Here is an 18,369-nt window from a genome sequence, read left to right as displayed (position 1 = left end):
TACAATGGACAGGACTCAGGCGAGGTCGACCGTGATGCGCCCGGCGAAGCGCTGGCTGTCGGTGGAACGCTTGATGACGGACACGCTCTTCAGCTCGTCGGTGTAGAGCGCCAGCTGCTGGCGCAGCTCGTCACCGATGGGGGTGACGTTGTGGGCGTGGCTGCGCAGCATCGCCTCCAGTTCCTCCACCGGGAATTTCGGGGCGAAGGGGGCATAGGCCGCGGCGGCGGCGCGCAGGTCGGCATAGGCGGCGTGCTGCGCCTCGATCAGGGCGGTGGTCAGCGCCTTGGCCGCCGGGCGGTTGTCGCGCAGCAGGCTGCCGCGCACGCCGACGAGGCAGCAGGTGCGGGTGGCGAACTCGCCGCAGACGTTGTTGGTGATCTCCACCATCTGCGGGTTCTTGGTCTGGCTCCACACCAGCGGGTCGCCGTCGGCGATGGCGTGGATTTCCCCCTTCTCGACCGCCAGACCCAGCAGGTCGGCGGGGAACTGGCGCCATTCGACATCCTTGTTCGGATCAAGGCCGAACTTGGTCAGCACGACCGAGAAGAAGTTCTTCGACGGGCTGGCCATGTCGCTTACGCCGATGACTTTGCCCGGCAGGTCCAGCACGGTCTTCACGCCGGCCGCCTTCGCACCGAACAGCCGCATGCAGCCGCCATGCAGGCCGGCGGAGATCTTCACGTCGAAACCCTGTTCCAGCGGTTTCAGCCAGCGCAGCGCCATGCCGACGCCGGCATCGGCCTTTCCGGTGGCGATGGCTTCCAGCAACTGGTCGGTGGAGCCGGTGAAGTTGACCAGCTCGACCTCCAGCCCGTGCTTCTTGAACAGGTCGAGCTGGAAGGCCAGCGGCACGGCGGAGAAGCAGACGGCGCCGGCATTCCAGGACAGGCGCAGCGGTTCCGCCGCCACCGCCCGGCGGCGCAGGACGAAGGGGGCGGCGAGGGTGACGGCGCCAGCGGTGATCAGGCCGCGGCGGGAAAGAGGGCGGGAAAGGGTGGGGGCCGGATTCGCGGTCATCATTATTATGCTTTCGCGAAAGAATGGGACGGAGGTGGGTCAGTCGAGCAGGTCGGGTTCGGCCGCCACGATCCATTCCCACAACGGGTGGAAGTTGTAGGCGCCGCCCTGGTGGGTACCGACCTGGGAGCGGGTCAGCAGCGCCGTCTCATGGTCGATGGGCTGGGGCCGGCCGGCAGCTTCGGCCAGCAGCTGGGTATGGGCGGCGTTGTCGGCGCTGATGAACCACCAGGCTGCGGCCTCCACCGTCGGGCCGACGGTCAACAGGCCGTGGTTCTTCAGGATCGCCAGCTTCCTGTCGCCCAGCGCCTCCACCAGCCGCTTGCCCTCGCCTTCGGTCAGAACGACACCGGAATAGGGATCGAAGATCACCTGATCCTCGTAGAAGGCGGCGGAATCCTGGCTCAGCGGAGCGAGCGGCTGGCCGAGCGCCGACCATGCCTTGCCGTAGGTGGAGTGGGTGTGGGCGGCGGCCACCACCTCCGGCAGTGCCCGGTGGATGGCGGAATGGATGGTGAAGCCGGCCTGGTTGATGGCGCGGTCGCCTTGCAGGATGGTGCCGTCGCCGTCGACCAGATGCAGGTCCGACACCCGGATGGTTCGGAAATGCTGGCCCAGCGGGTTGATCCAGAAGCGGTCGGGATGTTCGGGATCCCGCGCGGTGACATGGCCGGCCAGCCCCTGGTCGAAGCCGTAACGGCCGAACAGGCGGAAGGTGGCGGCGAGGCGCTGCTTGCGGTGCTGCCGCTCCTCCTCGACGCTGGTGTAGCTGACCGGATCGACCGGCGGCCAGAACTTCCGCGGTCTGGGTTGGATATGGGTCATCGGGCAAGGGCTCCGTCGGGAATGGGGTCAGTAGCCGGTGTCGGCGTTCACCACGTCGCGCAGCGGTTCGCCGCATGCGTAGGCGTCGAGGTTGGCGAGGATGCGGTCGGCCAGCCGCCGGTCGAAATCGGGGGCGGACCACGAGACGTGCGGCGTCAGGCGGATGGCGGGGTGGCGGTAGAAGGGATGGCCGGCGGGCAGCGGTTCGGGGTCGGTCACGTCCAGCGTGGCGCCGGCGATCCGGCCGCTCTCGATGGCGGCGAGCAGTGCAGCCTGATCGACCAGCGCGCCGCGGGCGACGTTGACCAGATGCAGCCCCGGCTTGGACCGGGCCAGCAGGTCGGCCCCGACCAGACCGCGCGTGGCCGCCGTCAGCGGCATGGCCAGCACCAGATGGTCGCTGGCCGCCGCCAAATCCTCCAGCCGGCCGAACGGCTCGACGCCCGGTTCCGGCCCGACCCAGCCGGAGCGGCGCACCGCCCCGACGTTGAGTCCAAAAGCGAGCGCCCGCTCGGCCACTGCCCGGCCGATGGCGCCGAAGCCGGCCAGCCCCAGCCGCTTGCCGGACAGGCTGCCCAGCGTCTCCCGCCGCCAGTCCTCCGGCCTGCGCAGGCGGATGGCATCCCACCGCTTCTCGAAGGCCAGGATCGCCGTGATCACGTAATCGGCGATGGCGACCGCCGACACGCCACGGGCGCAGGTGACCAGAGGCGCACCGTCGAGCAGCCAGGGCGGGTAGAAGTCCATGCCGGTGGAGGCTGACTGAATCCAGCGCAAGCCTTCTCCCCAGCCGGGAGGAGGGAGGTCGGGCGCCCCCTCCCACCCGATCAAAGGGCGGGTCAGCAGAACCTCGACACCGGCCGGCAGGTCCCAGGGCATGCGGCCGGCCTGATGCTCCAGCACCGTCGGCCGGGAAGGATGGGCGGCGATACGCTCCCCCACCACGGGACCCAGCTGGTTGAGGATGATCGGGGACCGGCCCGCCACCTTGGCCTCACTCCGCCGCGACGGCCTGGGCGCGCTGGCGTTCGGCCACCAGCTGGCGGACGCGCGGCAGCAGGTCCCGCCCGTAGGAGATGGCGTCGGGCAGCGGGTCGAAGCCGCGGATCAGGAAGGTGGTAACGCCGAGGTCGTAATAATCCAGCAGCGCGTCGGCGACCTGATCCGGCGTGCCGACCAGCGAGGTCGAGTTGCCCTTGGCCCCGGTCAGGGCGGCGATGGCGGTCCACAGACGCTTGTCGTGACGGTGGCCCTTATCGGCGATGGCGAGCAGGCGGCGGGCCCCCTCGTTGTTCGGCAGGTCGCCGCGGGTGAAGCCGGTCTTTTCCAGCAGCGCCTTGGCCTTGTCGTAGATGGCCTCGGCCTTGGCCCAGGCGGCGTCTTCCGTCTCGGCAAGGATCGGGCGCAGCGACAGGCTGAAGGCCGGCTGCGGACGGCCCGCCTTGGCGACGGCGGAGCGCACGCGGGCCAGCAGCTCGCGCACCTGATCGTGGGTCTCGCCCCACACCGCATAGGTGTCGGCATGGCGCCCGGCGACCTCGACGGCCGCCGCGGAGGCACCGGCGATCCACACCGGGATGCCCGACGGGTCGTAGGGCTTCACCTGGGAGAAGGCCTTCTCGACCTGATAGAAGCGGCCCTGATAGTCGAAGGGCTTGTCGCTGGTCCACTCGGCGCGGACGATGTCGAGGAATTCCGACGTGCGGGCGTAGCGGTCGTCCTTGTCGTCCACCGTGTTGCCGTCGCGGGCAAGCTCGCTGCGCTCCGCACCGGTGATGACGTTGATGGAGACACGGCCGCGGCTCAGCTGGTCGAGGGTCGCGAGCTGGCGGGCCAGGATGGTCGGCGCCTGGAAGCCGGGGCGGTGGGCGATCAGCACGCCCAGCCGGTCGGTGACGCTGGTGATATGCTGGCTGACCTGAAGGCTGTCCGGTGCGTCGGCATGAAAGGCCTGGAGCACCGAATCGAAACCGCCCAGCTCATGTGCCTTGGCGACCGTCTCGATATAGTCGCGGTCCACCACCGGTCCCTGGCGCGGGATGATCTCCGACGCGTTGTGGTTGCCGACGAAGCCGACGAAGCGCAGGGGGTGGGCCGACGTGGTGTGGGAGGCGGAATGATGAGTGGCGGTCATGGCGGTGTTCCCCATTTTATGGCTGGCGAGGGATCGGGATGGCGCCGGCTCAGCTGAGCGGACGCGACAGGATGTCGGTGAAGCGCCGGTCGAAGGCCGGGGCGATGTCGATGCGCCTGGGCAGCACGCCCAGCTGGTGAAAGGTGTCGGCGACGTTCTGTGCCGAGGCGACGTCGGCATCGGTGATCGGTGCCAGATCGCGCTGGCGGGAGTTCCTGCGCAGGATTTCCAGATCGGTTTCGACCGGCACGCCGATGGCGGCGGAATGGACCTGGGCCCAGCGCTCCAGGTTGGCGGCGCGCCAGGCGAAGGCACGGCGCAGCCGCAGGAAATAGTCGCCGATGGCGGCCGACTTGCCGGGATCGACGAGTGCCTCGGGGGAGGCGAGATACAGGTAATTGCCCGACAGGTAGCCGTTGGAGGTGATGAGGACCCGCGCGCCCTTCTTGATGGCGAAGGGCACCGAATAGCCGTAGATCGCCCAGGCATCGAGCGCGCCCTGTTCGAAGGCGGCCTGCCCCTCCGACGGGGTCAGGCTGACCGGCTGGATGTCGGTGAAGCGCAGGCCGGCCTCGCCCAGCATCTTCGCGAGGTAATATTGCGTGGTGGTGGCGCGGACATAGCCGACGCGCTTGCCCTTCAGGTCGGCGACCGACCTGATCGGGCTGTCCGGCGGCACCAGGACCACCTGCCAGTTCACGTCGTCCTTGATGACGGCGACGATCGACAGGCGGGCGCCGGCGGCGATGCCGAAGGCCGGCGGGATCTCGCTGCTGGAACCTACGTCGATGGAGCCGGCATTGATCGCCTCGACGATCAGGTTGCCCGACGCGAACTCGGCGAACTGCGACCGGTAGGTGGACTGGGCATTGCCCGACGCCTCCAGCGACAGCCCGTCCAGCGCCTTGTAGTCGGCGATGCGCAGGACGGTTTCGGTGGTGGGGCCGGAAGCGGCCTGCGACAGGGAAGGCAGGCCGCCGAACGCCAGGGCGCCGCAGGCTCCGGCGGCACCGCGCAACAGGCTGCGGCGGCCGATCGGGGCGGAGGGAAGGCGGACAAAATCGGTCGTCATGGCGGGCGGGATCCGTCGGCTTTGAGAATCAGAGGCTGGGTGCGGCGGCAGCACCGGCGGGAAGGCCGTAGCCGCCCGGCTTTGCGCCGGACGCCCTGGCGTCGGTGCGTTGCGGTTCCCGCGCGGCCAGATGTTCCTCATCGACGCCCAGCTCGGCCAGCAGGCGGGAGCGCAGAGCGATGAAGCCGGGGTCGCCGTGGCGGCGCGGGCGGGCGAGCGGGATCGGGATGTCGGCGGCGATCCTGCCGTTCGCCATCACCACGGCGCGGTCGGCCAGCAGCAGCGCCTCGTCCACGTCGTGGGTTACCAGCAGGACGGCGGGAGCATGGGCGTGCCACAGCGTCTCCACCAGACCCTGCATGCGCATCCGGGTCAGGGCGTCCAGCGCAGCAAAGGGTTCGTCCAGCAGAAGCAGGCGCGGTTCACGGACCAGGGCACGGGCCAGCGCCGCCCGTTGTGCCTCGCCGCCGGACAGGGTCAGCGGCCAGGCGCGGGCGCGGTGGGACAACCCGACCTCCGCCAGGGCTGCGAGGCCGCGCTCTTCCGCATCCGGATGGCGCAGGCCGAGTGTGACGTTGCGCAGCACCCGCATCCAGGGCACCAGCCGCGGCTCCTGGAACACCACGGCGCGCTCGTCCGGCAGTTGCACGGTGCCTTCCGGCGCCGGGTCCAGCTTCGCCAGCGTGCGCAGCAGCGTGGACTTGCCGCAGCCGGAGCGGCCGAGCAGGGCGGTGAAGGAGCCCGGCTGAAGGTCGAGCGACAGGCCGTCCAGCACATTGCCGTTGCCGAAGTTGCGGACGAGGCCGCGGACGCTGACGACCGGCTTGCCGATGGTGGATTGGGGAGTGGCGATCCGGGAAAGGGCGTGGCTCATCGAGGGTCACTCCTTGATGAAGGCCGGGCGCCAGACCAGCGCCGAGCGTTCGATGAAGCGGACGATCAGGTCGGCGAGCAGGCCGAGGATGGCGTAGACGATCAGGGCGACGATGATCACGTCGGTGCGCAGGAACTCCCGCGCCGTCATCGCCAGATAGCCGATGCCGCTGGAGGCGTTGATCTGCTCCCCCACCACGAGGCTGAGCCAGGCGACGCCGAGCGCATAGCGCAGGCCGGTCAGGAAGGCGGGCAGGGCGCCCGGCAGGATGACCTGGGCGATCATCTCCCACCGGGTCAGGCCAAGGGTGGAGACGGCCTCCACCACCTTGGCGTCGACGGTGCGGATGCCGGCGAACAGGTTGAGGTAGATCGGGAAGGCGGTGCCGAGCGCCACCAGGGCGATCTTCGGCGTTTCGCCGATGCCGAACCATAGGATGAACAGCGGCACCAGCGCCAGATGCGGCAGGGTGCGCAGCATTTGCAGCAGGGCGTCCAGCGCATCCTCCCCCCGCCGCGACAGGCCGGCGATCAGGGCGCAGATGGTGCCGGCCGACACGCCGATGGCGAGCCCGGCGCTGACCCGGCCGAGCGACACCAGCAAATGCACCGCCAGTTCGCCGCTGACCGTCAGGTCCCAGAAGGCAGTCAGGATCTGGCTTGGCGAGGGGATGGAGCGGGTGGAAATCCATCCCAGCCCGACGCTGGCCTGCCACAGCACCAGCAGCGCCATCGGCACCGCACAGCGGCGCAGACCCGCCGGAAGCGTCCATATACGGGATCGGTTGCCCGTCCTTTGGGTCGCGGTGGCTGCCGTCATGGTCCCTCCCGAGGCCGTTCAATTGCGTTGGCTACGGGAAAAAGCCTATCCCTATTGCGTGAATAGGAAAAACAAAAAACACAAACTACACTGTTGAGAAAAACTTAAGTAACATAAAACAAATGTTATTAATGCGCGCCTGCGTCGCGCAGAACCGCAGCCAGTGAGTCAGCCAGGATCCCGTGCAGACGGTCAACCGCCGGGTTGGCGGCGGAAGGTGCGCGATGCAGTTCCAGCGGAACCGATCCCAGTTCCGGCAGCCCGACATGCGGATCAAGGATCGCCAGCGTGTCGGGCAGCCCGAGCGGCGTGCGGATGGTGATGCCCAATCCGGCCTCCACCGCCGCCCACAGGCCGGACAGGCTGGGACTGGTGAAGGTGATGCGCCAGGGTCGCCCGCCGCCGTCCAGCCGCTCAATGCCGTGCTGACGGAACATGCAGGGTGAGTCGAGCAGAGCCAGGGGTAATGGGTTCTCCACGTCGATGTGGAAACCGCCGGGCGCCACCCAGGCCACGGGAAGGTGGGCCAGCGTCACGGCGCCGAACGCCGTTGCGCCCGGATTGCCGCCGATCTCGCCGAAGGCCAGGGCGAGATCCAGCGCACCCTGCGCCACCCGCTCGCGCAGTTCGCGTCCCCGGCCGACCTGGGCCTCGACATGGATGCGCGGGTGATCGCGGTGGAAGGAGCCGAGCACGGCGGGGAGCCAGCGTTCCGCCAGATCCTGGGGAAAGCCGACGCGCACGGTACCGTCCATCGCCCGGCCGCGGGCGGCCGAGAGTGCCTCGTCGTTCAGGGCGACGATGCGGCGGGCATAGCCCAGCAGCAGGTCCCCGGCATCGGTCAGCGCCACCGTGCGGCCGGCCTTGCGGAACAGGGGCTGGCCGACCTGCTCCTCCAGCTTCTTCATCTGGAGGCTGATCGCCGACTGGGTCCGCCCGAGCCGTTCCGCGGCGCGGGCGAAGCCGCCATGCTCCATGGCGATCACCAGCGCCCGCAGTACATCCATGTCGAGGTTGGTGGGGAGCATCGCCATTCCGCGCTCCGGCGTCGTCAAACCGGCAGCGCGCTGTTGAAGCCGGGATCGAAGATCGCCGCGGCATCCAGCCGTTTCGGGATGATGCCGAACTCCCGCCAGACATCGGCGGTTGCCTGCTGGTCGGCGATGACCGAGGTGTCGATGGCGACCGGCCGAGCCCGTTCGACGCCGAAGGTATGGCGGGCGATGGTGGGATCGACGCCGACCGCCTTGGCCCAGATGTCGGCATAGGCGTTGCTGTTCTCCAGCGCCCACAGCCGGGCGGCGGCGGTGCGGCGGATCAGGTCAGCCAGCGCCTCGCGCTTGGTGGCGATGGCCTCCAGCGTGGCGGACTGATAGGACAGGCCGCTCATCAGCCCGGTGCCGGTGACGACCGCGCGGGCGCCGTCCACCAGCAGCGCTTGCGACACGTAGATGCCCCAGGTCGACCATGCGTCGATCGACCCGGCGGCGAGTGCCGACTTGGCGTCCGACGGCAGCAGGAAGGCGATCTTCACGTCGTCGGGCTTCAGGCCGTTCGCCTTCAGCGCCGCCAGCACGAGGTAATGGCCGATGGAACCTCGCCCGGTGCCGACGGTCTTGCCCTTCAGGTCGGCGACGCTGCGGATGGGGGAGGCGCCCGGCACCAGGATGGTCGTGCTCTGCGGGTTGGAGCGGACGGCGCCGATGATCTTCGCCGCGGTGCCGGCCGCCAGCGCGAAGGTGGTCGGCGCGTCGCCGGCATAGCCGATTTCGATGGCGCCGGCATTCAGCGCCTCCAGCAGCGGGGCGGCTGCCGGGAACTGGCTCCATTCGATGCGGTATGGCAGGTCGGCCAGAAGCCCGGCGGCCTCCATCACCGACTGCACGCCGCCCTTCTGGTCGCCGACCTTCAGCACCGTGCCGGCGGGAATGGCCGCCCGCGCCTGCCGCAGGGGCAGGAGGCCGGTGGCGAGCGCGCCGATGCCGAGACCCAGGGCATGGCGGCGCGACAATGACGGGAGCGTGTCGGGGAACATGGTCATGCCGGCCTCCGTCAGATGACGTGGAAATTGTGGGCGCCGTCGCGCTTCAACTGATCGACCAGTTCAAGCTCCCAGTCGATGTAGCCCTGCATGGCGGCGGCGCTGTTGTCGGTGCCCTCGTAGGGGCGCTTGTAGACGTCGTCGGGTTCGCCCCCCAGCCGGTCGAGGTCGGTGCTGAGCGGCAACCCAGCCGCCACCCAGCCCTTGGTGCCACCTGCCAGCAGCAGTGGGCGCCGACCGCCTGAAAAATCAGTGGGGGGGAAGTCGGCGATGGCGTAACGGGTCAGTGTGCCGTCGCCGCAGGTCAGCACCGGCCGTACGCCCTTGGGCAGGCGGGCGATCGTTGCGGCCAGCCGGGCGCGGGTGGAGAAATACGCTCCCGGAATGTGGCCGGCGCGATAGCGCGGGCTGCGGGTGATGTCGATCACCACCGCCTCGCCGCTCTCCAGCAGGGCCAGCAGGTCGCGCGGGGCAATAGTCTCCGCTCCCACCTCCGGTTCCGGCGGCAGGCGGCGGCGGTCGAGGCCACTCTCGCTGCCCAGGGCCGACACGTCGCCCTCCAGCACATGCGCCTCCCAGCCGAGCTGGGCGAGCCAGGAGGCGGTCATGTCGGCGCGCGGACCGCCGCCGCCGGCCGGATCGTCGGCCAGAACGATGCGGGCGCCGCGCACGGCGACATGCTCGTCGGTCGCCTGGACCAGCTGGCCGCCGGCGGCGTGGCGGAAGCCCGGCAGATGGCCGGCCTCATACTCCTCCGGCGTGCGCACGTCGAAAAGGTGGAGCGTGCGGCGCTCGTCGCCGCGGAAACGCTCGAGCGTCTTCGCGTCGATCCGGCCGACGCCGGCCCGGTCGGCCACCGCGCGCGCCGCCCGTCGCCCGGCGGCGTCGCCTTCTGCCGAGACCTCGGGGAAGCGGCCCTCGCGACCGCTGTCCAGCGTCAGCCCGGCCAGTGTCCAGCCGATGGTGCCGTTGCGCAGGGCAGCCACCCGGTTGGGGATGCCGGCATTGACCAGCGATTGCGTGCCGATGATCGACCGTGTACGGCCGGCGCAATTGACCACCACCAGGGTGTTGGGGTTGGGGGCGATGTCGTGGACACGCTTCACCAGTTCAGCGCCCGGCACGCTGATGCCGCCGGGGATCGACATGGTGCGGTATTCCTCGAAACGGCGGGCGTCGAGGATGACCAGATCGGCCTTGGCGTCGATCAGCGCCTTGACCTCCGCCGCCGGCAGCGAGGGGGTGTGACGGTGATGCTCCACCCACTCGCCGAAGGCCTTGCTGGGCACGTTCACATCCCGATAGACCTCGAACCCGGCGGCGATCCAGCCGGCCAGCCCGCCTTCCAGCAGAGTCACGTCGCTGTAGCCCAGCGCCTGGAGCCGGCGGGCGGCGGGTTCGGCGTAGCCCTCGCCGTCATCATAGACCGTGATCGGCACGTCACGCCGCGGCAGCAGGTCGTAGGCCAGCAGTTCCACCCGGCTGAGCGGGACGGAGACGGCGAAGAGCGGATGGGCCAGGGAGTAGGGGCCTTCCTCCCGCGTGTCGAGCAGGGCGACCTCGTCGCGTTCGATCCAGGCGCGGCGGATGTCGGCGGGACGGCGGGTGGCGAGCGGTACTGCGGCGGTCATGGTGTTTCGAATCCTCAGGCGGCGTGGGAAACGGGCTGCGAGCGGTTCCACAGGTTGGGCAGGGCGCTGTTGGCATAGCCGGAGATGAAGGGTTTGCGCTGGCCGGTCAGCGGGTCGAATACCGAGCGCCGGACGGCGCCGATATTACCGCCATAGACGTGGATGCTGATGGATGTCCGGTCGGCCAGCGCGTTGGCGATGGCATGCACGTCGCCGATGCGGGGCGACACCACCTCCACCGACCCGGCCGTCAGGATTTCGGGCGGATAGGCCACGGGCGGGCCGCCCTGGGGCTGGAGATCGTAGCGTTGCGAGCGTTCCGCCCCGCGCAGGATGCCGACAAGGCCCCAGACGGTGTGGTCGTGAATCGGCGTCCGCTGCCCCGGTCCCCAGACGAAACTGACGACGGAGAAGCGCTCATACGGATCGCAATGCAGCAGATATTGGCGGTAATGCACCGGATCGGGTTGGGCGTAGGCGTCGGGGAGCCAGTCGTCGACTGCGATCAGATCGGCCAGCAGGGCATGGCCGGTGTCCAGTATGGCAGGTTCGTCATTGCCATGCCGCTCCACCAGCCGGGTGAAGTCGGCGATGAAGCCGCGCAGGCGGGGCAGGTTGGGAGCGGATGTGCCGGGAGCGGTGCTGTCGGGCATGGTCGGGTTTCCTCACCAGGTCTCGGCAAGGCCGAGCAGTTCGAGAATGCGGTGGCGCAGCTCGGTCAGAACCGGGTCACCGCGATGGCGGGGATAGGGACGGTCGACGGACAGGTCGGCCTTGATCCGGGCGGGGCGACCGCTGAACACGATCACGCGGGTCGCCATGAACAGCGCCTCTTCGATGTCGTGGGTCACCAACAGGCCGGTGAAGCCGGTGTTGCGCCACAGATCGACAAGCTCGCTCTGCATGGCCAGCCGGGTCAGGCTATCCAGCTTGCCCAGCGGTTCGTCGAGGATCAGCAGGCGGGGGTCGTTGACCAGCGCGCGGGCCAGTGCCGCACGCTGGGACATGCCGCCCGACAGCTGGTGCGGATAGGCCTTCTCGAAGCCGGCCAGCCCGACCAGCGCCAGAGCCTTGTCGATCCGATGGCCTTGCGAGCGCAGCAGGCCGCGCGCCTCAAGCCCCAGGGCGACATTGTCGCGCACGGTGCGCCAGGGATAGAGCGTCGGGTCCTGGAACACGACGACGCGGGATGGGTCGGGGCCGGTGATCGGACGGCCATCGGCCAGGATGCGGCCCCGGCTTGGCGGTTCCAGCCCGGCGACGAGGCGAAGCAGAGTGGATTTGCCGCAGCCGCTCGGTCCCAGCAGGGCGACCAGCTCGCCTGGCTCGACCCGCAGTTCCACCCCGTCCAGCACCGGCAGCGGCGCGCCATGCAGTTCGAAGCTGTGGCTGACGGTCTGCACGTCGATGGTCATGCCCGCAGACTGGCCGACGGTGTCGGTGTTTTCGAGAGCTACCATTTCAACATTCCCTTCTGCCAGGCGAGCAGGCGGTCGCGGACACGGAACAGCAGCGTCACCAGACCGGAGCAGACCAGCGCCATCACCAGCAGGGCCGCATACATGTTGCCGTAGGCGGCCCAGCCCTGGGCCCATTGCAGGTACCAGCCGACGCCGGACTTTACGCCCAGCATCTCGGCCACCACCAGAACGGCGAAGGAGGCGCCCAACCCCATGAACAGGCCGACGAAGACATGCGGCATCGCCGCCGGGACGGCGACCTTCAGCACCAGGAAGCGCGGGGAGGCGCCCAGCGTGCGGGCGATGTCGTAATAGGCGCTGTTGACGCCGGCTACGCCGGACCATGTGAGGACGGTCACCGGAACGCCGCTGGCCAGCGCGATCAGGAAGACGCTGGCGCTCCAGCTGGTGGGAAAGGCGAAGAAGGCGATGGGCAGCCACGCGGTGGCCGGCAGCGGGCCGATCAGCCGCAGCACCGGATGGACCCAATAGCCGACCGCGCGCGACCAGCCGATGGCGACCCCCGTCACCACGCCCAGCACCGACCCGACGGTATAGCCGGTCGCCAGCAGAGTCAGCGAGGCGGCGAAGCAGTCGAGCAAACGCGGCCAGTCGTCGAGATAGACCTCCAGCAGCGCCTGCGGCGGAACGAAGAAAGGCCGCGGCAGCAGGTTGAGCTTGGCGGTCAGGATCTCCCAGCCGGTGACGCCCAGCGCCAGGGCGATCAGCCAGGGAACGGACGCCGACAGGCCCGCAATTGCGGATTCCAACCGGCTGCGCGGCGCCGGATGGATTGCCGCAGCCAGCAGGGCGGTCAGCACCAGCAGCCCGGCTGCGACCACCAGCAGGCTGGCGAACTCGCCGGTCCGCTCCCACTCCTGGGCATCGGCGGCATCGGGCCAGAGGGCCGTCACCCCGGAGGCTGCGAACCACAGCAGGGCGGCCGCGGAAAATCGCAAGGGGAGGCTGGAGGGGAGGAGGCCTCCGATCGGCAAGGTTCCGCCGTTGGCTGCCGGCAGGGCGGCGGCCGTGTCGTTCAGGCTCATAATAGATCTCCGGTTCAGCCGGATGTGGCCGGCCGCTACGGCGTTGGGCTCAAAGGATCACCACCGCTTTCGACTCGTCCAGCCGCGGGGCGCGCGGGCGCGACGGCGGCCCATCGGCATGGCCCAGCGCCACCAGCAGGTTGGTTCGCAGCCGACCGTCGGCGAAGAATTCCGCATCGACCGCTTCGGCGTCGAAGCCGGACATCGGCCCGGCATCCAGCCCCAGCAGCCTTGCAGCCAGGATCAGGTAGCCGGCCTGGAGAGTGCCGTTGCGGAACGCCGTGGTCTCGGCCAGCGACGGTTCGTCGACGAACATCGGCGAGGGGTCGTAATGCGGACTCAGCAGCGGCAGATGTTCGAAGAAACGCCGGTCATAGGCGACGATGGCGATGGCGCCGGCCGTCAGCTTGGACTGGTTGCCGCGGCTCAATGCCGGCCGCAGCCGCTCCTTCGCCTCCGGCGTGGTCAGGAAGACGAAGCGCGCCGGACTGCCGTTGAAGGCGGTCGGCGCCAGCCGGACCAGTTCGTAAAGGCGGTGGAGCGTCTCAACCGGGACCGGCTGGTCGGACCAGCTTTGCGGCGTGCGGGCGCTCAGGAACAGGCGGTCGGCGGCGAGCGCGATGTCGTTGGGCAGCTGATCGGTGACGGGAAGATGGGTATCCGGCATGGGGACGGGCTCCGTCGGGGGATTGGGTCAGGACCACACATGCTTGCGGCGGTCGTCGATTCGCTTGGCTTTGTGGACGGCACGGGGCAGCGTGCCGGGGGCGAGCAGGGCGACCTCCGCCCCGACGCCGGTGGCGGCCTTCAATTGGCGGCGCAGCCGGCCCCGCAGATCTTCCAGATCGCCGTTGAAGCCCTGGGTGTGTTCCGCCTCGACCGTCAGGCGGTCCAGCCGTTCGACCCGGTCCAGCACCAGCCGGTACTCGCCGGTCAGCGCCGGGTCCTGGCGCACCACCGCCTCCACATCGCCGGGGAACAGGTTGACGCCCTTGACGATCAGCATGTCGTCGAGCCGCCCATGCACGCCCTTCAGCCGCAGGGAGGTGCGACCGCAACGGCAGGGCTCCGTCGTCACCGACACGATGTCGCCGGTGCGGAAGCGGATGATCGGGCGGGCGCGCTTGCGCAGGGTGGTCAGCACCAGTTCGCCGCGTTCACCCTCCGCCACCGGTTCGAGGGTTTCAGGGTCCAGCACCTCGACCAGGATATGGTCCTCGGCCCAGTGCAGGCCGTCCTTTTCCACGCACATGCCGGCGCAGGAGCCGAAGATGTCGGACAGGCCGTAATAGTCGTAGACCTCCGCCCCCCACAGCGCTTCGATCCGTTCGCGCGTCTCCGGGATGGAGCCGCCGGGCTCGCCCGCCACGAACAGGCGGCGGACCGCGAGATCGCGGGCGGGGTCGATGCCCTCGCGTTGGGCGGTCTCGCCGAGATGCCAGGCGTAGGACGGCGTCGTCCACAGCGCCGTCGCCCTGAACTGGTTCAGCACCGCCAGCAGCCGTTCCGACGGCAGGGTTCCGGCATGGATGCTGAGCGCACCCAGCTTCTGCGCGCCAAGCACGCAGGGGCCGCCGACGAACAGGGAGAAGTTCAGCGCATGGGCATAACGGTCGGTCGGCCGCAGGCCGCTCGACCAGAACTGCCGTGCCTCATAGTCGATCCATTCTTCGAAATCCTTGGCGGTGAAGGGCGAGGCGGTCGGCACGCCGGTCGATCCGCTGGAGGCGGAGATGTAGACGATCTCCCGTTCTGGGACGGCGACCAGATCGCCGAAAGGCGGCACCGCGACCTGACGGTCGCGGATGGTCGCCTTGTCCAGGAAAGGAAATCGCCGCAGATCGTCCAACGTCCGCAGGTCACCCAGCGACACCCCCTGCGCGTCGAAGGCGGCGCGGTAGTAGGGCGAGCCTTCGTAAGCATGCCGCAGATGATCCTTCAGCAGGTCGAGCTGCAGTTTCCGCCAGTCGGCGCGGCTCTGGGTTTCCAGACCGGGGTGCCAGTACGCGTCATGATCCTGAACCGCCACTTTTTCTTGTCCTTCGAGTGTGTGGAAGCGGCTGCCGGCCCGATCAGGCCAGCGCCGCCAGCGATGCCAGGAGAATGGCCGAGACGATGCCGAGGCCGAGGGGAAGCAGGCCGCGGTCCGGAAGCTCATCGCCGCCGGTGCCCTCCGTCGTATCCGCCGGATGCCCGTCGGGCGGAAGCAGCGGCAGCACGAGCGTGCCGGAGGGGCAGAGAGACGCCATCACCATCCGGTCGAAATCACTCAAACCCTGCATGGCGGAACTCCTTGTCAGGTAGTTTGTGGGTCAGGTGGTTTGTGGCCGTGGCGCTTCCCATCGGCTGCCGGGATATAACAGTCGGCATCTGTGCAAACGTCTTATTGTCTATAGGAAAGTGGGAAAAATCGGCGAGGTCAAGTGCCGCTTTGTGTTTTTCATTGATTCCGGCGGAATTTCTACCGCTCCCGGCCAGCTTGGGGTGAGTGAATACCGCTTCCCGTCAACCTGGGTAGCAAACCAACGATAAGTTAAAACAAGAATTTTTTGTATAAATAAACTATTTCCCTGTAGGAAAGTAGATTTTATGGTGACAACGGGGCGAGCGTCGCTTTAGAGTTCACGGACATTCGGATTTCCGGCGCTCGCATGTCGGCAATCGCACCGTGACGGGGGAAACGACGATGAAGCCCATTCTGCCCACAATCCTCACGGCCGCCCTGGCGATGGCCGCCCCTTTCACCGCCCCTTCCGCGGCAGAGGCTGCGTCCGGCAAGGTCGTGGTCGGCTATCAGACCGACGCTCTGCCGTCCTCGGTCGCCATCGCCAACGGCGATTTCGCCAAGGCGACCGGTTTCGAGATCGACTTCCGCAAGTTCAACTCGGGTGCGGAGATCTTCGCGGCCATCGCGTCGGGCGACGTGCAGGTCGGCTATGTCGGTTCCAGCCCCTTCGCCGCCGCGGTCAGCCGCGGGCTGGACGTGAAGGCCTTCTACCTCGCGACCATCTCCGGCACCGACGAGGCGCTGGTGGTGCGCAACGGCTCCGGCATCGAAAAGCCGGCCGACATCAAGGGCAAGAAGCTGGCCGCGGCTCCGGTCTCCACCGACCATTACCAGCTGCTCGCCGTCCTGAAGCAGGAGAAGCTGACCGAACGCGACGCCCAGGTCTTCGCCATTCCGCAGCCGGACATCGTCGCCGCTTGGAACCGCGGCGACCTGGACGGCGCCTTCGTCTGGGATCCTGCCCTGACCGAGCTGAAGAAGACCGGCAAGGTGCTGCTGACCTCGCGCGAGGTGGCGGACCGCGGAGCGCCGACCTTCAGCGCGTGGGTGGCGACCGCCGCCTTCGCCAAGGACAATCCCGCCTTCCTGAAGAGCTTCGCCGGCACCATCGAGCGCTACAGCGCCTCCTTCCGCAACGACAAGGCGGTTTGGGGGCCGGATTCGGAGAATGCGAAGACGCTGGCGAAGCTGCTGGGCGGCACCCCGTCCGATCAGGCCTCGGCGCTGACCAACCTGTCGCTGGTCCCGGCGGAGGTTCAGGCCTCCGCCGCTTGGCTGGCCGGGAACGAATCCGCCGGTGCCGCCAGGATCCTGAAGGACACCGCCGAGTTCCTGAAGGAGCAGAAGAAGATCACCACCGTGCTGCCCAGCTACGGCGGCTTCGTCACTGCCGACTACGTCAAGGAAATCCGCTGATTTGGCCGCTGATCAGGCAGTCGACAGGAGAGCGCCCATGCTCCAGGTCCGCAACGCCAGCGTCTTCTTCTCCGCCCGTGACGGCCGGGTGGTGCATGCGCTGGACCGCGCGTCTCTCGACATCGACGCCAACAGCATCGTGGTGGCGCTGGGGGCATCGGGCTGCGGGAAGTCAACGCTGCTGAACGCCATCGCCGGTTTCCTGCCCCTGTCGGAGGGGTCGATCACGCTCGATGGCCAGCCGGTCGGCAGTCCCGGCGCCGACCGCGGCGTGGTGTTCCAGAAGGACACGCTGCTGCCCTGGAGCAGCGTCGCCGACAATGTGGCGCTCGGCCTGCGTTTCGCCGGGGTTCCCGCCAGGGAACGGCGCGAGCGGGCGGAGGAGCTGCTGGGGCTGGTCGGGCTGGAGAGCTTCGCCGACGCTTTCCCGCACGAGCTGTCGGGCGGCATGCGTCAGCGCGTCGGAATCGCCCGCGCGCTGGCGACCGACCCGAAAATCCTGCTGATGGACGAGCCGTTCGGCGCGCTCGACAGCCTGACCCGCGAACAGATGCAGGAACTGCTGATCGACGTCTGGGCGCGCACCGGCAAGCGCATCTTCTTCATCACCCATTCCATCGAGGAGGCGCTGTTCCTCGGCACAACGGTGGTGGTGATGTCGCCGCGGCCGGGCCGGATCGTCGCGCGCTTCGATCTGGATTTCGTCCGCCGCTTCGCCGCCGAGCGTGATGTGCGGGCCATCCTGTCGGCACCGGAATTCGCCGAACTCTATGACGAGATCCGCTCCCTGGTGCATCGTCCGCATGCGGAGACGGATACCCCCCGGAAGGTGCTGCAATGACCGACTTCGCCCGCCCCGGCGACAGCGTCGTCGAACCGTTGAACCGGCCGAAGATTGTCCGGCTCCACCCCTTCGGGCTGGACGGTGCGCGCACCGGCCCGATCAGCCTCGCCACCGCCGTCCTGCTGCTGGCGGCGTGGTTCCTGGTAACCCATTACCGGCTGGTGCCGCCGCTGTTCCTGCCGACGCCGCAGGAGGTGGCGACCCAGTTCCTGGCGATCGTCGAGGACGGCTATGCCGGTGCCACCCTGTGGGAGCATGTGTCGGCCAGCCTGTTCCGCATCTTCTCCGCCGCGGTCATCGCCGCCTCGCTCGGCATTCCGCTGGGGCTGGCGATGGGGCTGAACCGCTGGGCCAAGGGGGTTTTCGACACGCCAATCGAGTTCTACTGGCCGCTGCCGCCGCTGGCCTATCTGCCGCTGATGATCATCTGGCTCGGCATCGGCGAGGTGTCGAAGATCGTCCTGCTGACGCTGGCGATGTTCGCGCCGGTCTGCCTGTCGGCCCAGGCGGGGGTGCGGGCGCTGCCGATCGAGCGGGTGAACGCCGCCCTGTCGCTGGGTGCCGGCCGCTGGCAGCTGTTCCGCGCCATCGTGCTGCCCAGCGCCCTGCCGGAGATTCTGACCGGCCTGCGCATCGGCATCGGCGTCGGCTGGAGCACGCTGGTCGCGGCGGAACTGATCGCCGCCACCCGGGGCATCGGCTTCATGATCATGTCCGCCTCGCATTTCCTCGCCACCGACGTGGTCTTCGTCGGCATCGGCATCATCGCCGCCTTCGCCTTCGCCTTCTCTTATGGAATGCGCCTGCTGGAAGCGTGGCTGGTTCCGTGGAAGGGAAAGTCCTGAGGACGGCAATCCATAAAAACACATTCCGCCGAACAACAAGATCTGGGGAACCGCC

At 68.6% G+C, this 18,369-nt stretch carries 19 protein-coding genes; 3 read left to right on the top strand and 16 right to left on the bottom strand.

The genetic code is table 11. The features are described from left to right. Positions 1 to 15: 15 nt before the first annotated feature. The 16 genes from J2848_RS24795 to J2848_RS24720 form a co-directional block, all read right to left on the bottom strand. Positions 16 to 1,020 (bottom strand): ABC transporter substrate-binding protein, encoded by a 1,005-nt coding sequence (locus J2848_RS24795; protein WP_149233020.1) that lies wholly within the window; start codon positions 1,018 to 1,020, stop codon positions 16 to 18. A 39-nt stretch (positions 1,021 to 1,059) separates the two neighbouring features. Further along, a complete protein-coding gene (locus J2848_RS24790; protein ID WP_149233019.1) occupies positions 1,060 to 1,845 on the bottom strand; it encodes a class II aldolase/adducin family protein in 786 nt (261 codons plus the stop codon). Positions 1,846 to 1,872: 27 nt separating this feature from the next. Continuing rightward, a complete protein-coding gene (locus J2848_RS24785) occupies positions 1,873 to 2,832 on the bottom strand; it encodes a D-isomer specific 2-hydroxyacid dehydrogenase family protein (RefSeq protein ID WP_149233018.1) in 960 nt (319 codons plus the stop codon). Positions 2,833 to 2,839: 7 nt separating this feature from the next. Beyond that, positions 2,840 to 3,979: an LLM class flavin-dependent oxidoreductase gene (locus J2848_RS24780; protein ID WP_149233017.1), complete on the bottom strand. Its 1,140-nt coding sequence runs from the start codon at positions 3,977 to 3,979 to the stop codon at positions 2,840 to 2,842. A gap of 49 nt (positions 3,980 to 4,028) precedes the next feature. Further along, a complete protein-coding gene (locus tag J2848_RS24775; RefSeq protein WP_149233016.1) occupies positions 4,029 to 5,051 on the bottom strand; it encodes an ABC transporter substrate-binding protein in 1,023 nt (340 codons plus the stop codon). Between the two features lie 28 nt (positions 5,052 to 5,079). After that, positions 5,080 to 5,925 carry an ABC transporter ATP-binding protein gene (locus J2848_RS24770; protein ID WP_149233015.1) on the bottom strand — a complete coding sequence of 282 codons (846 nt, stop codon included), beginning with the start codon at positions 5,923 to 5,925 and terminating at the stop codon, positions 5,080 to 5,082. 6 nt (positions 5,926 to 5,931) lie between these two features. Continuing rightward, on the bottom strand, positions 5,932 to 6,744 hold the full coding sequence (locus tag J2848_RS24765; RefSeq protein ID WP_149233014.1) for an ABC transporter permease subunit: 813 nt from the start codon (positions 6,742 to 6,744) through the stop codon (positions 5,932 to 5,934). A gap of 128 nt (positions 6,745 to 6,872) precedes the next feature. Next, complete coding sequence (locus tag J2848_RS24760; protein WP_149233013.1) at positions 6,873 to 7,778, bottom strand: LysR substrate-binding domain-containing protein; 906 nt, start codon at positions 7,776 to 7,778, stop codon at positions 6,873 to 6,875. Between the two features lie 17 nt (positions 7,779 to 7,795). Next, entirely contained in the window at positions 7,796 to 8,785 is a 990-nt protein-coding gene (locus J2848_RS24755; protein ID WP_149233012.1) for an ABC transporter substrate-binding protein, read from the bottom strand. An 11-nt stretch (positions 8,786 to 8,796) separates the two neighbouring features. Continuing rightward, entirely contained in the window at positions 8,797 to 10,416 is a 1,620-nt protein-coding gene (locus J2848_RS24750) for a rhodanese-like domain-containing protein (protein ID WP_149233011.1), read from the bottom strand. 14 nt (positions 10,417 to 10,430) lie between these two features. Next, complete coding sequence (locus J2848_RS24745; protein ID WP_149233010.1) at positions 10,431 to 11,069, bottom strand: cysteine dioxygenase family protein; 639 nt, start codon at positions 11,067 to 11,069, stop codon at positions 10,431 to 10,433. A 12-nt stretch (positions 11,070 to 11,081) separates the two neighbouring features. Then, positions 11,082 to 11,876 (bottom strand): ABC transporter ATP-binding protein, encoded by a 795-nt coding sequence (locus tag J2848_RS24740; RefSeq protein WP_149233009.1) that lies wholly within the window; start codon positions 11,874 to 11,876, stop codon positions 11,082 to 11,084. Further along, positions 11,870 to 12,922, bottom strand: a complete 1,053-nt coding sequence (locus J2848_RS24735) for an ABC transporter permease (RefSeq protein ID WP_149233008.1) — start codon at positions 12,920 to 12,922, stop codon at positions 11,870 to 11,872. The genes J2848_RS24740 and J2848_RS24735 overlap by 7 nt, the downstream gene beginning before the upstream one ends. A 49-nt stretch (positions 12,923 to 12,971) precedes the next feature. Beyond that, positions 12,972 to 13,589 carry a malonic semialdehyde reductase gene (locus J2848_RS24730; RefSeq protein WP_149233007.1) on the bottom strand — a complete coding sequence of 206 codons (618 nt, stop codon included), beginning with the start codon at positions 13,587 to 13,589 and terminating at the stop codon, positions 12,972 to 12,974. A 27-nt stretch (positions 13,590 to 13,616) separates the two neighbouring features. Further along, positions 13,617 to 14,951 carry a phenylacetate--CoA ligase family protein gene (locus J2848_RS24725; RefSeq protein WP_149233006.1) on the bottom strand — a complete coding sequence of 445 codons (1,335 nt, stop codon included), beginning with the start codon at positions 14,949 to 14,951 and terminating at the stop codon, positions 13,617 to 13,619. 43 nt (positions 14,952 to 14,994) lie between these two features. Continuing rightward, positions 14,995 to 15,204: a hypothetical protein gene (locus J2848_RS24720; protein WP_149233005.1), complete on the bottom strand. Its 210-nt coding sequence runs from the start codon at positions 15,202 to 15,204 to the stop codon at positions 14,995 to 14,997. Between the two features lie 404 nt (positions 15,205 to 15,608). Here J2848_RS24720 and tauA point away from each other — a divergent pair, with 404 nt between their 5' ends. The 3 genes from tauA to J2848_RS24705 are packed head-to-tail and all read left to right on the top strand — an operon-like array spanning position 15,609 to position 18,314. Further along, the gene (gene tauA / locus J2848_RS24715; protein ID WP_149233004.1) at positions 15,609 to 16,625 is read left to right on the top strand and encodes a taurine ABC transporter substrate-binding protein; all 1,017 of its coding nucleotides are present in this window, start codon (positions 15,609 to 15,611) and stop codon (positions 16,623 to 16,625) included. A gap of 37 nt (positions 16,626 to 16,662) precedes the next feature. Further along, positions 16,663 to 17,466, top strand: coding sequence for a taurine ABC transporter ATP-binding protein (locus J2848_RS24710; protein ID WP_149233003.1), 804 nt, complete (start codon positions 16,663 to 16,665; stop codon positions 17,464 to 17,466). Then, positions 17,463 to 18,314 carry an ABC transporter permease subunit gene (locus J2848_RS24705; protein WP_149233002.1) on the top strand — a complete coding sequence of 284 codons (852 nt, stop codon included), beginning with the start codon at positions 17,463 to 17,465 and terminating at the stop codon, positions 18,312 to 18,314. The genes J2848_RS24710 and J2848_RS24705 overlap by 4 nt, the downstream gene beginning before the upstream one ends. The last annotated feature ends 55 nt before the right edge of the window (positions 18,315 to 18,369 follow it).

The organism is Azospirillum lipoferum (genome assembly GCF_024170005.1).
Classification (GTDB): domain Bacteria; phylum Pseudomonadota; class Alphaproteobacteria; order Azospirillales; family Azospirillaceae; genus Azospirillum; species Azospirillum lipoferum.
The sequence above is the reverse complement of the archived record's forward strand: the minus strand, read 5'-3'. Positions and strand labels throughout refer to the sequence as shown.

Excerpts from the sequence above, each read along its gene's own strand:
- J2848_RS24795 (WP_149233020.1), bottom strand. The coding sequence starts at position 1,020 with ATGACCGCGAATCCGGCCCCCACCCTTTCCCGCCCTCTTTCCCGCCGC.
- J2848_RS24790 (WP_149233019.1), bottom strand. The coding sequence starts at position 1,845 with ATGACCCATATCCAACCCAGACCGCGGAAGTTCTGGCCGCCGGTCGAT.
- J2848_RS24780 (WP_149233017.1), bottom strand. The coding sequence starts at position 3,979 with ATGACCGCCACTCATCATTCCGCCTCCCACACCACGTCGGCCCACCCC.
- J2848_RS24775 (WP_149233016.1), bottom strand. The coding sequence starts at position 5,051 with ATGACGACCGATTTTGTCCGCCTTCCCTCCGCCCCGATCGGCCGCCGC.
- J2848_RS24770 (WP_149233015.1), bottom strand. The coding sequence starts at position 5,925 with ATGAGCCACGCCCTTTCCCGGATCGCCACTCCCCAATCCACCATCGGC.
- J2848_RS24765 (WP_149233014.1), bottom strand. The coding sequence starts at position 6,744 with ATGACGGCAGCCACCGCGACCCAAAGGACGGGCAACCGATCCCGTATA.
- J2848_RS24760 (WP_149233013.1), bottom strand. The coding sequence starts at position 7,778 with ATGGCGATGCTCCCCACCAACCTCGACATGGATGTACTGCGGGCGCTG.
- J2848_RS24755 (WP_149233012.1), bottom strand. The coding sequence starts at position 8,785 with ATGACCATGTTCCCCGACACGCTCCCGTCATTGTCGCGCCGCCATGCC.
- J2848_RS24750 (WP_149233011.1), bottom strand. The coding sequence starts at position 10,416 with ATGACCGCCGCAGTACCGCTCGCCACCCGCCGTCCCGCCGACATCCGC.
- J2848_RS24745 (WP_149233010.1), bottom strand. The coding sequence starts at position 11,069 with ATGCCCGACAGCACCGCTCCCGGCACATCCGCTCCCAACCTGCCCCGC.
- J2848_RS24740 (WP_149233009.1), bottom strand. The coding sequence starts at position 11,876 with ATGGTAGCTCTCGAAAACACCGACACCGTCGGCCAGTCTGCGGGCATG.
- J2848_RS24735 (WP_149233008.1), bottom strand. The coding sequence starts at position 12,922 with ATGAGCCTGAACGACACGGCCGCCGCCCTGCCGGCAGCCAACGGCGGA.
- J2848_RS24730 (WP_149233007.1), bottom strand. The coding sequence starts at position 13,589 with ATGCCGGATACCCATCTTCCCGTCACCGATCAGCTGCCCAACGACATC.
- J2848_RS24720 (WP_149233005.1), bottom strand. The coding sequence starts at position 15,204 with ATGCAGGGTTTGAGTGATTTCGACCGGATGGTGATGGCGTCTCTCTGC.
- tauA (WP_149233004.1), top strand. The coding sequence starts at position 15,609 with ATGAAGCCCATTCTGCCCACAATCCTCACGGCCGCCCTGGCGATGGCC.
- J2848_RS24710 (WP_149233003.1), top strand. The coding sequence starts at position 16,663 with ATGCTCCAGGTCCGCAACGCCAGCGTCTTCTTCTCCGCCCGTGACGGC.
- J2848_RS24705 (WP_149233002.1), top strand. The coding sequence starts at position 17,463 with ATGACCGACTTCGCCCGCCCCGGCGACAGCGTCGTCGAACCGTTGAAC.